Below are 14908 nucleotides of genomic sequence, written 5' to 3' on the forward strand. Positions count from 1 at the left end.
ATCTAACTATTTACCAGTAGAACTATCAAAGGCTCTCATTGCTAAATCTTGCGCTTGTTTTAATGCGGTTTGGAGTTGAGCAGAAATACCTTCTATTTGCTCAGTTTGTTTCTTAATTGTCTCTTCTAAAGATTGCACTCTTAATTCATAATTCTGTTTGCTAGATTCCCATTCTTTTTCAAATAAATCAGCTTCGATTTTGGCTTTTTGGCTGGTTTCTTTAATCGCTTCTTCTCTAGCTTTTTTAACTGCCTCTTCCAGTTCGGTGGGGAAGGCTGCTAATTTTTGTTGATTTTCAGTAAATAAGGGTTGGCGTTCTGCAAGTATCTTCTCTCTTTCTGCCCAGTCTTTTTCTTTCTGTTGGGTATTTTCGAGAATTTGCCTTTCTTGATCGCGCTTTATGCTCTGATATGAGTCAGTATTCAGTTTGCGAGTAGTTTCTAATTTATATTGATATTCTTCTTGCTCTTGCTGGCGTTCTTTGGCTAATAATTCATTGTATATTTGCAGTTTTTCTTCGTACTCGGCTTGCTCTTTTTGCCACTCTTTTCGCCTGGTGGTGAGTTCTTTTTCTAATGCTTCCCGTTTGTTAGCGGTATCTTGTTCGAGTATTTTTAATTTTTCTTGGTGTTCTTGAGTTAAAATATCTAGAGTGTCGGCAACTATTCTAATTTTTTGAAGTTCTTGCAGGCGTTGAGTTTCAACTTCTATAGCTTGGAGTAGTTCGTCTAATTTAGAGTTTTCTTTGGCTAATTTTTCTGATAGTGCATTAACAATGCTGCCAAACTCTAATTGTAAATCTGCTAAACCTTTAACGATGCTATCAACAGTGTAGGTAGAAGCTGCTGCTAAAATTTCTTGGTTTTTTAGTTTATCTGCTTCTTCTTGTTTGGTAGCTATTTTTGATTCTAGTTTTTTTCTATCGGCGCGAATTTGTTGAAATGCTTGCAATAGTTGTTGTTTGCTGTCTTTGACTGCAACTGTAGTCATCTTCTAACTCCCTTGAATAGACAATGATTAACTGGGTAATACGTCACGCGAAAAGACACCCTATGCAGACATCAGGGTAGCTTTTAAATCAGCATTTTCGACGCAGTAGAAATACTGAAAATATCAGGCGCATACACAATTTGTGACAATGGTTGGCGTCTACAAACTGTGTTGTCCTTTGTGGAGATGCTATAGTACTCTTGTACTAAACAAACATACTAAATGGGTTGGATATTGTCAAGATAAAATTACAAATATTCACAAATTAATCTGCATAGCTACCAAAAAATAGTCGAGGTGATTTATGATATATTGAATTTGTGATGTATGTTACAATTAAATCATAAAATATCCACGAGAGCAGCGTGGATAAACGGAAGTCAGATAACTGTTATTGATACAAGCACCTCCTTAAATTTTTATGTTATCAATGTATACCAGTGACTTGACCAAGTACTCGACCAGAGCGGAGATCGGACAAACGAGCCGAATTCTCGTAGTAGAAGATGAAGAACTCATCCGGGAAATGCTAGTTGTGGCATTGGAGGAGGAAGGCTATGAGGTGATTACTGCCGCTGATGGGCGCTCGGCGATAGAATTTCTCAAAAGTTGTGAACCCAATTCAGGTGAGTTGCCCTTTGATTTGGTGCTTCTGGATTTGATGCTGCCGCAGATTAATGGGCTAGATATTTGCCGCTTGTTGCGTCATCAAGGAAACCCAGTGCCGGTTTTGATGCTCAGTGCAAAGGGTAGCGAAACTGACCGAGTTCTGGGTTTGGAGGTAGGAGCAGATGATTATTTAACTAAACCCTTTAGTATGCGGGAATTGGTGGCTCGGTGTCGCGCATTACTCCGCCGCCAACGTTTAAGTAGTTTGCCACAATTGCCTGTATTAAAACATAAGGATGTGACCTTAAATCCCCAAGAGTGCCGTGTGTTGGTTCGTGGTCAAGAGGTAAGTTTATCACCGAAGGAGTTCCGACTGCTGGAACTGTTTATGAGTTATGCCCGTCGGGTATGGTCGCGGGAGCAGTTGCTGGATCAGGTTTGGGGTCCAGATTTTGTTGGGGATAGCAAAACTGTGGATGTTCACATTCGCTGGTTGCGCGAAAAGTTAGAGGCAGATCCCAGTCATCCAGAATATATTGTGACTGTACGAGGTTTTGGCTATCGATTCGGATAATGGGTGGGGATAGTTGTTAGTTTTTAGTAGACACAACAGCAACTAACGACGCAAATGCTCTTATTGGGATTTCTTCTGGGTTTGGCGGTAGGCATTGGGTTTTGGGTTTGGCAACAGGTTCAACTTAACGACTACCTGGGGCGCGTGCTCCAACCGCTGACGGCTCATTCTTATAAGGTGGCACTACCGCTGATTCCTCACTTGCGGCAAGAAATTGCTTTGGTGAAGCAACAACGGCAAGATTTACAGCAGTCGCTGCAAACTTACCAAGACTTGTTGGATTTTGCTCCACTGGGATATTTGCAGGTGGATGAAGAAAATCAACTGCTGTGGTGCAATCAGCAGTCACGGGAAATTTTGCAACTGCAAAGGTGGCAAGCAGGACAGGTGCGCTTGTTGCTGGAGTTGGTACGATCTTATGAACTGGATCAGTTAATTGAGCACACTCGCGATCGCCAAAAACCCCAAATGCGGGAGTGGGTTTTTCATCCATCTGGCGAAACTGCTACAGAAATCTTGAGTATGAAATCTCTGGCTTTACGGGCTTCCAGCTTGCCTTTACCTCAAGGACAAGTGGGAGTATTTCTGGAAAATCGCCAACCTTTGTTGGATATGAATCAAGCACGCGATCGCTCTTTTTCTGATCTGGCACACGAACTGAGAACGCCTTTAACCTCGATTCGTCTGGTTGCGGAAACTCTGCAAAAGCGCTTAGAACCACCTTTAGATCGCTGGGTTAACCGCTTGATGCAGGAAGTTGACCGGCTGATTAATTTGGTACAAAGTTGGTTAGAACTCACCCAAATGGAGACTAACCCCAGCATGCAATTGCACTTGGAAGTGGTGGAAGTGCGATCGCTAATTGCCTCGGTGTGGGAAACTTTAGAACCATTGGCACAAAAGCAAGATCTAACTCTGACCTATTCTGGAATCGAAAATCTCTGGATAAAAGGCGATCGCTTCCGCATTTACCAAGTCTTTCTCAACTTGCTAGACAACAGCATCAAATACAGCCCCCCTTCTACAAGAATTCACATAGAAGCTAAAATTCTACAAGTGGTCGATTCTCACCAAAGCAATACCAGTTCCCAGCACCTAGAAATTAATATCATTGACTCTGGAATTGGCTTTTCACCAGCAGATTTACCCCATATTTTTGAGCGATTTTACCGAGGAGATCAAGCACGGACTCGTTCCCCAATGCCAGAGAGTAATTCGACAACGGCGATTATTGGTAGCGGTTTAGGTTTAGCGATCGTCCGACAAATAGTCATCGCCCACGGTGGTGCCATCAAGGCCATGAACCATCCAGAAACTGGTGGCGCTTGGATGCAAGTCCAACTCCCAGAAGTTGTGGATACCCCAAGCCAAGGCGTTTGACGCTCCCCCAACTAAAGTTGAGGGAACTTTCAGCCTTAGGGGGTTACCTTGTAAGATTTGTGTTGCACTATAGTTAAAAAATATATTCACGTTTGAGAATACAAGTGTGAAAGCTGTTCTTTATAATCCCAATCCTGACAGATCTCAGCTAGCACGTGCTATTCGGCGCTTAGAGCGAGATGTATTACGCATGGGAGCTTTGGTGGAACAATCATTTCGCCTCAGCCACCAAGCATTATTTGCCCGCAACTTAACAGCAGCTGAGGAAATTCCCCGATTAGATAAAAAAATTGATCGCTTTTATCGACAAATAGAATCAGATTGTACGGCAATTATGACCATGCAAGCGCCTACAGAGCAAGATTTGCGCTGCTTAAGTGCTTTTATGCAGCTGGTACGAGATTTAGAGCGAATTGGGGATTACGCTAAGGATCTAGCTGAAATTGCGATTAAAATATTTCCTTATCCGTCTCATACTTCTTTGCCAGATATTGCCGACATGTCTCACCATGCACAGGCAATGTTAGCAACTAGCTTGGTGGCTTTGGCAGATTTGGATGCCGCAGGTGGAAGAGGTTTAAAGCACCTAGATGATACTGTAGACAATGCCTACGATCGCCTTTATCAGACTTTAGCCCAGCAACGGGATGTTCCCGGAGTAGTCGAGCCAATTCTGCTCCTAGTATTGGCCATCCGTTGTTTAGAACGCATGGCAGATCACGCTACTAATATCGGTCAAAGAGTGGCATACATCGTCACCGGTCAACGCACTTAACTATAGCTGTTTTCATTTGTGTGCATTAGACATAGCAGTAAAAATTAAATATGCATTATGCTAAACCCACGGTAGAGACGTTGCATGCAACGTCTCTATATTCTTTCCCACAATAGGTCTATTACAGAGGAACGAGTAGATAGCAATGTTCCCCAGCTTAAAGTTGTCTAAAATGATCGACCCTGCTAATAACAGGCAGTTTTTGTGGTTTCTACAGCCAAAAATTCTTTAAATAAAATACATTTCACTAAAAGCTTACCTATTCTTAAACTTTACCGATTAGAGTGAACAGCTATGTAATCAAATTTATCTTTGGGGTTAACGTTGCACTGGTATTACATGATCCTGAATCAATTTAACCAGGGGATACCCGCTCGTGATCAATTGTCAGCTTCAACAATTAAAAATTAAAAATTAAGAATTAAAAATTGTTCGCGTAGCTTGCACGTAGTGAAGACTGTTACATAAGCTGATTTCAACCTTGACGGAAACACTTTTCTCCGTGCAGAAGTACCTGGCGTTCCCATAGGGTAGGGGTATTTGACCCTAACATCCTGATAACTTTGATAAATTTTCAATTCCCTCAAACTCTGCAATGACGTATCCCACAAGTCACGCCCCAAACTCTAACACACTAAGCAACTCAGCCTTAGATGGAAAGTTACCCCAGCGGCTATTTTCCCGTCGAGAAGTGATTCTGCCAGGGAATGATATACTTTGGCGCATCGAACGCGGAGTAGTTCGTACCTTAACCTGGACGGAGGAAGGAACATTCATCACCTTGGGTTATTGGGGAGCAGGCGATTTAATAGGTCATCCATTGTCCCGAATTAATCCCTACCAAATTGAATGCCTGACAAGTGTGGAAGTTAGCATTGTACCACCATCACTCTGGTCTCAAGAAGTCAATGCTTTACTATCCCATATTCAACAGGCAGAGAAACTCTTAAGCGTGGTACATCGTAAACCGATTTCTCTACGTTTATGGCAGTTTTTGGTGTGGTTAAGTGAAAAATTTGGTCGGGATGTAGAACAGGGAAAGCTGATTGATTTGCATATTACTCATCAAGAAATGGCGGAAGTCTTAAATACAACTAGAGTAACCGTAACACGGTTACTACATCAGTTTGTGGAAGAAGGGACATTATTACGTCATAAACGTAGTATTATTCTGCGTTTACCAAATAAATTAATCAGAGCATAATTCAAAAATGTAGTTATTAACTTGTGTAAATTATCCTAAATATAGTACAATCATCCTGGAAATTATGTGTAGATTCCCTTAACCAAAGGGGCTTGATCGTAATTGTGGTAGTCAGGTGTGAGTGAGATTAATAATATGACAAAACTATTCTGGAATGTTCTCAAGGTAAGTCCAATTGTCGTCGCCGCTACATTTTTTGCGGCTAACAACGCCTTAGCTGGTGAAATAAATGAGCAATTAACAAATGTTGCTCAGTTGTCAGAAGAGTCTAACAATATTGGTCAGGTAACATCCGTTTCTCAGTTTTCGGATGTGCAACCTACAGATTGGGCATTCCAAGCTTTGCAGTCTTTGGTTGAGCGCTACGGCTGTATTGCAGGTTATCCCAACGGCACCTACCGTGGGAATCGTGCATTGACCCGTTATGAATTTGCCGCTGGTTTGAATGCTTGTTTAGATAGAGTTAATGAATTGATTGCCACAGCTAGCGCTGACTTGGTAAACAAAGAAGATTTAGCTACCTTACAGCGGTTACAAGAAGAATATTCGGCTGAATTGGCAACTCTGCGCGGTCGTGTAGATGCTCTAGAAGCTCGCACTTCTGAATTGGAAGCCAATCAATTCTCCACCACCACCAAACTTAAAGGTGAAGCGATTTTTGCTCTGTCTGACGCCTTCGGTGATAAGAGAGCCGACAACGGTGCAGATTTGGAAAGCAACACCACTCTCTCTGACCGGGTGCGGTTGACCTTAGAAAGCAGCTTCATTGGTACAGACAAGTTACAAATCCGTTTGAATGCTGGTAATTTCGTCCAAAATGAGGCTGTAACTGGTACAAGAATGACCCGTTTGGGTTTTGCCGAAGAAACTGGTAACGGAGTTGAAATAGATAAAATCAACTACGCCTTCAACTTGGGTCCAGCACGGGTCAAGGTGGACGCTAGTGGTGCTGAGTTGTACGAGAACGTCAACGTTTTCAACCCTGAATTCAGAAGCAGTGGTTCAGGCGCTCTCTCCCGTTACGGACGTTTCAGCCCCATCTATCGCCAAGGGGCTGGGGGTAGTGGTTTGACGGTGGAATTAAATCCCCAAGGCGCTTTAACCTTAAGTGCAGCCTATCTCGCATCTGAAGCTAACGACCCCACTGATGGTAACGGTGTATTCGATGGTAATAATACTATCTTCGGTCAGTTAGCATTTAAGCCCAGTAAGGCTTTCAGTGCGGCTTTAACCTACGCTCACACTTATCAAGGTGGTGGTGGCAGGCTGTTTGAAAGTACAGGAGGTAATAATGCCAATAGACCATTTGGTGCTAATAATGCTGCCTCATCGAACAACTACGGTCTACAAGCCTCCTTCCAACCCAGTTCTAAGTTGACTCTTGGTGGTTGGGTAGGTTATACCACTGCTCAATCTGAAACAAGCAATCAGGACGCCGATATTTGGTACTGGGCTGCTACCCTTGGTGTAAAAGATTTGGGTAGAGAAGGCAATGTCTTGGGTGTGATCTTCGGTCAACCACCTAAAGTTACCGGCGGTAGCAATATTACTGAAGACTCTGACACCTCTTATCATCTAGAGGGTCTCTACAAGGTGAAGGTCACTGATAATATTGCTGTTACTCCTGGTTTGTTGGTAATTTTCAATCCTGAACATAAAGACAGCAATGACACTATTTACGTAGGTACTCTACGTACAACCTTCAGTTTCTAAGATTGGTTATTGGTTAGTAGTGAACTACCTACATCGACCTTGCGGTACGATGTAGGCTTCCCAACTCGTTGGGGATTGCCTCAGACCTCGTAGATTTTTTACGTCCAGAAGTCTTTGGTCTGATATCCCCTCCTTGGGCAAAAGTGCTAGTTCCTAACACCAAAAGTCGCAAACCTTCATTCCTGATATTGATCGCAGCATTGATGTCTCTATCGTGCTGCTTTTGGCAGTGTGGGCAATCCACGAACCTAATACCCAATGAATCATAACCATTTTGCCACATTGGGATTGGTAGTAGAGTTTCACTACAAAGTTGAGATGACGGGAAGAAACGATTGATTTCCTGATATGTATGACCAAATCTCTCAGCTTTGTATTTCAACATGGTGAGAAACATTCCCCAACCTTGATCACTAATAGCTTTTGCTAAGTTAGGATTTTTCACCAGATTTTTAACGAACATGTCTTCTACACAAATCACTTGGCTTTCGTATGCTATTTTGCGAGATAGCTTGTGTAGAAAATCCTCTCTAACTCTAGCTATTTTACTAGAGACTCTAGCTACTAAGCGTTTAGCTTTTTGACGTTTCTTAGATGCTTTGTCTTTTTTTCTTGCTAGTTTTTTCTGTTTACGCTTTCTATTCTTCTCTAGTTTTGCTAATCGCTTCTTGGGTAGGTCATATTTTGAGCCGTCAGAAGTGATGGCAAAATTCTTTAGCCCCAGGTCAACACCAATAGCTTCATTGATAGCAACTACTTTCTTTTTTTCTTGGTTAAACAGAATAGAAGCGTAGTATCTACCATCTGCATTCTTGGATATAGTTACAGTTGTGAATTTAGCATTAGGTAGTTCTTTGTGAAACACAGTTTTAACCATCCCCATATTCCCAGGAAACTTAATAACAGAATCCTGTGGCATAAGTTTTACATTTTGAGGATACTGGATTGACTGCTTGCCATATTTGGACTTGAAGTTCGGGTATTTAGCACGTCCTTCAAAGAAGTTGACAAATGCACTAGAAAGATTGAATGTTACTCGTTGCAATACTTGACTGTATGCTAGTCCTAACCATTCATATTCTTTCTTTAACCCCGGTAGCAACTTGTCCATTGCCACCTTAGAAAGACCCTTTCCCGTTTCTTGGAATGCTGTGGTTGTGGCATTCAGCATATAATTCCACAACCACCGAGTATTACCAAAACATTGAGCGAGATTTGATTCTTGCTCATCGGTAGGATAAATTCTCAGTTTAATTGCTCTGTACATGGCATCGACCTTTACCATGTTTCGTAGTTTATGGTAATACGAGACTTCGCAATCAGTCAAGACGTGCAAAATATTTGTTCGTTTCCGACCTGTCTCCCTCAGACGCTATCGCATTGGTCGGGAGACTGTCGTCAACTCACGCGCAATTCATCTCATCACTTCCGCTTCGCGGTAAGTGGGAGCCGAATTGCTGTTCAAGGTAAGCACATAGCGTGCTTACTACATGCGAAAGCCCGTCTTTTGGCGGGCTTTTGTTTGGGAAAAAATAAGCTATGTGGGATTAGCATCTTGCTGATTAGACAAATTGGTTGGTGGTCTATCATTGCTCCATGCCCACCAGACATAACCACAGTGGCAATGGTAAAATTCTTGCCATTTGCGGTGATGGTTGTCTGTCATCACTGGCGATCGCCGATTCAGCCAAACTTCTACAGATTCTCGACTACTTGAGTGGCAGTTAGGACAGCAAAATTCGTAGGCGTGAATTGCTTTATTCGTCCATTCAGGCGGGTTGGGGGCAAAAGCGTCCATGTAGATATCAGTGTAGTCCAAATGGTGAGCCAAAACTTTGACGTTTTCAACTTATCAGCAAACAGATACCATCTTTAACTTTCAAGATTCCCCCGCGCAGCATCAGCTTAAAGGTAGGAGTGTGTCAAAGAATTCCGCTATACTATAAAACTGATTAACCAGAATTTTTATGGCTTTGTCTGTTCTAGTTACAAATCTTCATTTGCAGTAGTTCCCAGCAATAAAACAGCCATTTTTAATGGTTGTTCGAGGAGCTGACAAATCAAAGATTAGCACGAAAATTTTATCTTTTATAGAAGTTAGCTTATCTGCACACGATCGCTAATAATTAAGATTATGGAGCCAAATATTGAAATTCGCCGTTTATTAGATGTGATGCCTGCTTCTGGTCGGATGACGACAAAAATCGTCAGTAAGCCAGAACAGAAAAAGGTGATGGATGCGGTCTTTCCCCTACCTTGGAATGGGGAGCGACCAATATATATTAACTTCGATTTGTGGCGTCGCCTGACGAAGCCACAACGGGACTTGTTGCTGTTGCAGATAGTTAGCTGGTTAACAGGGGTGCAGTGGTTTAAACCCGATGTTTATCAAGGTTTGGTGCTGGCGGGGCTGGTGGGTGGATTAGTGGAATCAGCACAGTCAGATGCGGTGGGTGTAGCGATCGCATTAGGATTAAGTGCGATCGCAGCATTTCGTCTCTGGCGCAATCACCAATCTCTAGAGTCAGAGTTAAATGCCGATGTCACAGCAATTCGCATCGCCCAGCGTCGGGGCTACTCAGAAACAGAAGCCGCCCAGCATTTGTTGACGGGAATGGAAGCGATCGCCAAAATTGAAGGACGTTCTGGTTTAAATTTTACCGAGTTGATTCGTTGCCAAAATTTACGGGCGATCGCCAATTTGTCACCAGTGGGTGTCCCCGAAAACTATAAATAGATATCGATATGGAATCTTTAACCTCTCGGATGCAGGCGGTACAGTCGCCGATCATTCCTGTTGTTGGGGAATTGATGAAAAACTCCCCCGGAACCATTTCCCTAGGGCAGGGTGTGGTACACTACAGCCCGCCACCATCTGCATTAGAGATGTTGCCCAAATTCCTCGCTGAACCAGTTAATCATCTCTATAAACCAGTTGAAGGTATTCCTTTATTATTGACAGCGCTGGCGGCAAAATTGTCAGCCTTCAACGGCATAGAAATCAACGCCGAAAATTGCATCATCGTCACAGCGGGAAGCAACATGGGGTTTATGAACGCCATTTTGGCTATTACCTCCCCAGGTGATGAAATTATTTTGAATACGCCCTACTATTTCAATCATGAGATGGCGATTACAATGGCGGGTTGTCGTCCGGTGTTAGTGGCGACAGATGAAAATTACCAATTGCGTCCCGATGGCATCGCCCAAGCCATTACCCCAAGAACCCGCGCCGTAGTCACAATTTCCCCCAACAATCCCACCGGGGTAGTGTATTCAGCAACGGCATTGCACCAAGTTAATCAAATTTGTGGCTATCGCGGCATTTACCATATTAGCGATGAAGCTTATGAATACTTTACCTATAACGGCGTAAAACACACCTCCCCTGGTGCCTTTCCTGGCAGTAGTGAATATACAATTTCCCTTTATAGCCTTTCTAAGGCTTATGGTTTCGCTAGTTGGCGCATCGGCTACATGGTAATTCCCCAGCATCTGTTTACCGCCGTCAAAAAAGTCCAAGATACGATTTTGATTTGTCCGCCAGTAGTCTGCCAGTATGCGGCTTTCGGGGCATTGCAGGCGAAGGACGACTACTTAAAAGACAATATTAGTGCGATCGCGCAAGTGCGGCAACTAGTTCTAAATTCACTCAATCGCCTGCAAAACTTATGTAGCATTGTCCCCGCTGATGGCGCCTTCTATTTTTTCTTAAAAGTTCATACCCAAATGAATGCTTTTGATTTAGTTAAAAGACTGATTCAAGAACATCAAGTTGCCGTAATTCCTGGCACAACCTTTGGTATAGAAGACGGATGTTATCTGCGCCTTGCTTATGGTGCGTTGCCAAAAGAAACCGCTTATTCAGGTATAGAAAGATTAGTCAAAGGTCTAGAAGCGATATTATTATAACCGCAGTTTAATAGTCAAAATCCCCAATTCAACCAATGCCGATTATCAATAAATTCCTCGAAATCGCTACTGACGAAGGTATCACTATTTATAATATCACCCCCCAACTTGAAGATTTTATTGAATCAACAGCGATTAAAAACGGTCAAATATTAGTATTTTCTCGCCACACGACAACGGCATTAGCCATCAATGAAAATGAAGTCAGACTATTAGAAGATATAAAAGTATTCTTGCAAAAATTAGCCCCAAATTCAGAACACTACTTACACAACGACCTACATTTAAGGGATGTTCCTGAAGACGAACCGATAAATGCTCACTCTCACTTGATGGCCATGATGTTAAGCACCAGTGAATTTATTCCCATTGTGGATGGAAAATTAGCTTTGGGAACTTGGCAATCTGTGTTGTTTTTTGAATTAGATGGGCCGCGTAAAAGAACCGTATTTTTGCAAATTTCTGGGGAATAGAGAGTTAATCATGAATGCTGGGCATTGCCCAACCCACTCACTGATCTAAACTCAATTCTACAAATTCTGGCTGTCCAGGGTATACCATATTGCGGTCTACTGCTGACAATATTTTATTATTAACACTGTCAGAAATTAAAGAGCGGACAACCAACTGAGCGACATCTGCGCGATTTATACTGCCAATAATGCGCGGGTCTTCAGTTAAAATACCATTGCCAGTTGCTGGTTCTGACTTTAGCCCACCGGGACGGATAATGGTGTAAGTAAGTCCACTAGCAATTAAGTGTTGTTCAGCTTTTTCTTTTTCGATTAAAACAGGTCTGAGTGCTTCTAAAGCTTGGGGAGGCATCGCAACGACACTATTACCAGTACCAATGGAAGTCACGAGAATAAACTTTTGCACCCCAGCTTTAACTGCTGCATCAATGAGATTTTTATTACCCAAAAAATCCGCTTTTTCACCGTCTTGGGGTAAACCGCCAATGGTACTAATAACGGCGTATATCCGGTCATTTGCTAGAATAGCCCGTTCGACATCGCTCATATTTAAGGCATTTCCTAGCACCGTCTGAATACCGATTGCTTCTAGTTCAGCAGCAGTATCTGCCGTTCTCAAGAGTGCTTTGATCTTAAAATTTTGCGCCGTCAGATATTTAGCGATTTCTCGACCAACACCGCGACTTGCCCCACCGATAAAAATGTTAGATGGATTTGTCATCTCGATTTTTGATTATTTTTTAACTATTAACAAATTAATTGCTTATATTCACAGTATTTTATCAGAGTATTCGCCCAGTTTACAACTAGCGCCCAACTCAACAAAGACAAAAAGGAGTGTTGGGTTTGCATCCTCAGTAAGCCACATCCAGTGATTTTCTTTAACTAATTAACTTTAATCATGCCTCTATCGGCAGAGTAATTGTACTTAATCAAATTGTAGGTATTATTTTTTTAGGTGCTCTTGCCAATCTAGTAACCTGGCCACAGACTTTAAAATTACCCGAAAATTAAACCCCCTTTGCGGCTAGAACTGTTTCTCTAGAGACAGTATCTTGTTTTCCAGGTTCGTTAGAATTTACAAACATCATTTAAATTGCTATACCCCAGATCCAGAACTGTGGCTCAAATGTCTAAATATTATCTAAGTGGATCTCTAGGGCAAATGCCACCCGATTGTTGTGTTCTATTAGACCGATAGAATCACGGCATTATTTATAAACTAACTAAAGGATATTACTTGAGGAATTATATTGGTATGGCTTACCGTAGGTATGCAATAATTTGTTGCTCTCATGCAGATGGATTGGATTAGCTTACTCAAAGCTCAACAAGTTGACTTCCTTCAACGTGTGAAAAAACCCAAGACTTGCGACTTATCTTTATTGTCAAGTCAAGTCAAAGGTTGCCACAGTGAAATTATGGCATTTTGGGGCGAGGCATTGGCAAAATTACTCGATCTTTCTCGCCAACAAGCCGAAATTATCGCCAAAAATCCGCCGCCGACACCGCCTGAATATCCTGATCCTCCCGATTGGGCGATACCCTTTGCCAAGTACTTCCAGCGACAAGCAGAAGATTATTTTTTGCGAGAGCAAATCGTTGAGCGGGTGATGACAGAACGTCTGGGCAAGTTGGTGAAAAAATTGCCACAAGACACTTCGGAAAACATGGTGTTAGATGATGAGGGAAATTTGCGCGGTGAAAGTAATTTCATTTACTTGCTCGCCAATAACCCCAAGTTGAGTGTTAAAGTTTACGTAGCCGATGGAGAAAGTTTTAACGGTATTAAGAAAGATAAAATCCGGTGGTCAGTAACTCAAGAAGACTTGCGAAATCACCAAGTATTAATTTTCCTGTGTTTGTTTTATCCTTTCACTGGTAAATTAGGATATGAAAAACAAGCGGTAATTACTGGCTTTTTACCCACAAATCAACTTGATTTTGCAGAACCAAAGCTGTACATCACTGCAAGTAATTTGTTGTATGTGGGAGGATTGAGTTGGTATTTAGAATCATTAATGACCAGCAAAGATGCGTCATTGGTAGTTAATGAAAAAACGATAGTCGAGACGATTCAGACTTTGCCACCAGACCATCCCCAAAAAAGCATTATCGGTGACTGGGAATACTGGCAAACATTGATTGGACACACCAGAGGAATTAATTGCCTAGCCTATTCTTCAAGAACGCAGACAGCGAACAGTTCAGGCTGTAAGCATGATACAACTGTGCCTATATTGGCCAGTGGCAGTCGTGGGGAGACGAAGTTATGGGATTTAGCTAAGGGTGAATTAATCGAGACTTTATCAGAATATCCTTGGGTGGTATCTGGGCTAGTGGATGAAGTGAATTCTCTAGCTTTTAGTTCAGATGGACAAACTTTAGTAAGTGGTGGTGCAGACTCGACGATTAAGATTTGGCACACGGGGGCACTAGATTTAATAGATATTCTGCACAAGCATCATGGGGTAGTACGGTGTGTGGCTTTTACCCCTGATGGCAGTATGTTAGCTACTGGGGGGGATGACAGAAAAATTCTGTTTTGGAATTTGCGACACCGTCAGGTAGAGATTGCCTTGTCTTTAGATGATACAGCGGCGCATTCTTTGGTTTTGAGCCAAGACGGGCAAATTTTGATTACAGGTAGCTACCGCAAAATTAAAGTCTGGCGCACCTCATGCCAAGAGGGAAATACAACTTTGCTGGATACCGAACCACTGCTTACCTTGATGGGTCATTCTCACATTGTTAGTTCTCTAGCAATCAGTGCTGATGCTAAGTTGCTCGTCAGTGGTAGCCGGGATAAGATGATTAAAATTTGGCAGTTGGAGACTGGGGAATTGCTTCACACTCTTAAGGGACATAGAGATGCTGTAGAGGCGATCGCACTTAGTCCCGACGGGCAAATTATCGCCAGCGGTAGTGCGGATAAAACTATTAGGTTGTGGCATCTACAAACAGGCTCACTGCTGGGTACTTTTACAGGACACGCAAACACAGTCACAGCACTGGCTTTCACTGCTTCCGGGGATATGTTGGTGAGTGGAAGTTTGGATAAGACGATTAAGATTTGGCAGAGAAGTTAATCAACTGCAAATAGACAAAGGACGCCAAGAGTATTTCTCTTGGCGTGTTTGTTTGCGTGGCTCTTCGGTATTTACTCTGCGAGAATTGCTCAACAAAATCTTAAAATGCTTGTCAATGATTGAAAACAGGCTGATTTCAATCACTTTGGACGTTATAGCCTGGATTTAGAAGCAAAGTATTAGCGTTTA

The 14908-nt window shown here is 42.4% G+C and carries 13 protein-coding genes; 9 read left to right on the top strand and 4 right to left on the bottom strand.

Annotated elements, in window-relative coordinates:
* Nucleotides 1-6 precede the first annotated feature (6 nt).
* Nucleotides 7-990, bottom strand: coding sequence for a coiled-coil domain-containing protein (locus tag CYLST_RS16925; RefSeq protein ID WP_015208945.1), 984 nt, complete (start codon nt 988-990; stop codon nt 7-9).
* Between the two features lie 430 nt (nt 991-1420).
* On the opposite strand from CYLST_RS16925, the gene CYLST_RS16930 reads away from it, so the two are divergent.
* The 5 genes from CYLST_RS16930 (at nt 1421) to CYLST_RS16950 (ending at nt 7245) form a co-directional block, all read left to right on the top strand.
* Nucleotides 1421-2173, top strand: coding sequence for a winged helix-turn-helix domain-containing protein (locus CYLST_RS16930; protein WP_015208946.1), 753 nt, complete (start codon nt 1421-1423; stop codon nt 2171-2173).
* 54 nt (nt 2174-2227) lie between these two features.
* A complete protein-coding gene (locus CYLST_RS16935) occupies nt 2228-3553 on the top strand; it encodes a sensor histidine kinase (protein WP_015208947.1) in 1326 nt (441 codons plus the stop codon).
* Between the two features lie 106 nt (nt 3554-3659).
* Nucleotides 3660-4328: a phosphate signaling complex protein PhoU gene (gene phoU, locus CYLST_RS16940; RefSeq protein WP_015208948.1), complete on the top strand. Its 669-nt coding sequence runs from the start codon at nt 3660-3662 to the stop codon at nt 4326-4328.
* A 595-nt stretch (nt 4329-4923) separates the two neighbouring features.
* Nucleotides 4924-5532: a Crp/Fnr family transcriptional regulator gene (locus CYLST_RS16945; RefSeq protein WP_015208949.1), complete on the top strand. Its 609-nt coding sequence runs from the start codon at nt 4924-4926 to the stop codon at nt 5530-5532.
* Between the two features lie 135 nt (nt 5533-5667).
* A complete protein-coding gene (locus CYLST_RS16950; protein ID WP_015208950.1) occupies nt 5668-7245 on the top strand; it encodes an iron uptake porin in 1578 nt (525 codons plus the stop codon).
* A 28-nt stretch (nt 7246-7273) separates the two neighbouring features.
* Here the strand turns inward: CYLST_RS16950 and CYLST_RS16955 are convergent, their stop codons facing one another.
* A complete protein-coding gene (locus CYLST_RS16955) occupies nt 7274-8512 on the bottom strand; it encodes an RNA-guided endonuclease InsQ/TnpB family protein (protein ID WP_015208951.1) in 1239 nt (412 codons plus the stop codon).
* A 270-nt stretch (nt 8513-8782) separates the two neighbouring features.
* A complete protein-coding gene (locus CYLST_RS16960; RefSeq protein ID WP_015208952.1) occupies nt 8783-9043 on the bottom strand; it encodes a hypothetical protein in 261 nt (86 codons plus the stop codon).
* Nucleotides 9044-9379: 336 nt separating this feature from the next.
* Between CYLST_RS16960 and CYLST_RS16965 the strand changes: the two genes are divergently transcribed.
* Genes CYLST_RS16965 through CYLST_RS16975 form a run of 3 tightly spaced genes read left to right on the top strand, consistent with a single transcriptional unit; the run spans nt 9380 to nt 11630 of the window.
* Nucleotides 9380-9982 carry a DUF3318 domain-containing protein gene (locus CYLST_RS16965; protein ID WP_015208953.1) on the top strand — a complete coding sequence of 201 codons (603 nt, stop codon included), beginning with the start codon at nt 9380-9382 and terminating at the stop codon, nt 9980-9982.
* 8 nt (nt 9983-9990) lie between these two features.
* Nucleotides 9991-11157: a pyridoxal phosphate-dependent aminotransferase gene (locus CYLST_RS16970; RefSeq protein WP_015208954.1), complete on the top strand. Its 1167-nt coding sequence runs from the start codon at nt 9991-9993 to the stop codon at nt 11155-11157.
* Between the two features lie 35 nt (nt 11158-11192).
* Nucleotides 11193-11630: a secondary thiamine-phosphate synthase enzyme YjbQ gene (locus CYLST_RS16975; protein ID WP_015208955.1), complete on the top strand. Its 438-nt coding sequence runs from the start codon at nt 11193-11195 to the stop codon at nt 11628-11630.
* A 37-nt stretch (nt 11631-11667) separates the two neighbouring features.
* Here CYLST_RS16975 and CYLST_RS16980 read toward each other — a convergent pair whose 3' ends face one another.
* Nucleotides 11668-12351 (bottom strand): SDR family oxidoreductase, encoded by a 684-nt coding sequence (locus CYLST_RS16980; protein ID WP_015208956.1) that lies wholly within the window; start codon nt 12349-12351, stop codon nt 11668-11670.
* Between the two features lie 574 nt (nt 12352-12925).
* Here CYLST_RS16980 and CYLST_RS16985 point away from each other — a divergent pair.
* A complete protein-coding gene (locus CYLST_RS16985) occupies nt 12926-14719 on the top strand; it encodes a WD40 repeat domain-containing protein (protein WP_015208957.1) in 1794 nt (597 codons plus the stop codon).
* Nucleotides 14720-14908: the final 189 nt, after the last annotated feature.

It is taken from the genome of Cylindrospermum stagnale PCC 7417 (assembly GCF_000317535.1).
Lineage (GTDB): Bacteria > Cyanobacteriota > Cyanobacteriia > Cyanobacteriales > Nostocaceae > Cylindrospermum > Cylindrospermum stagnale.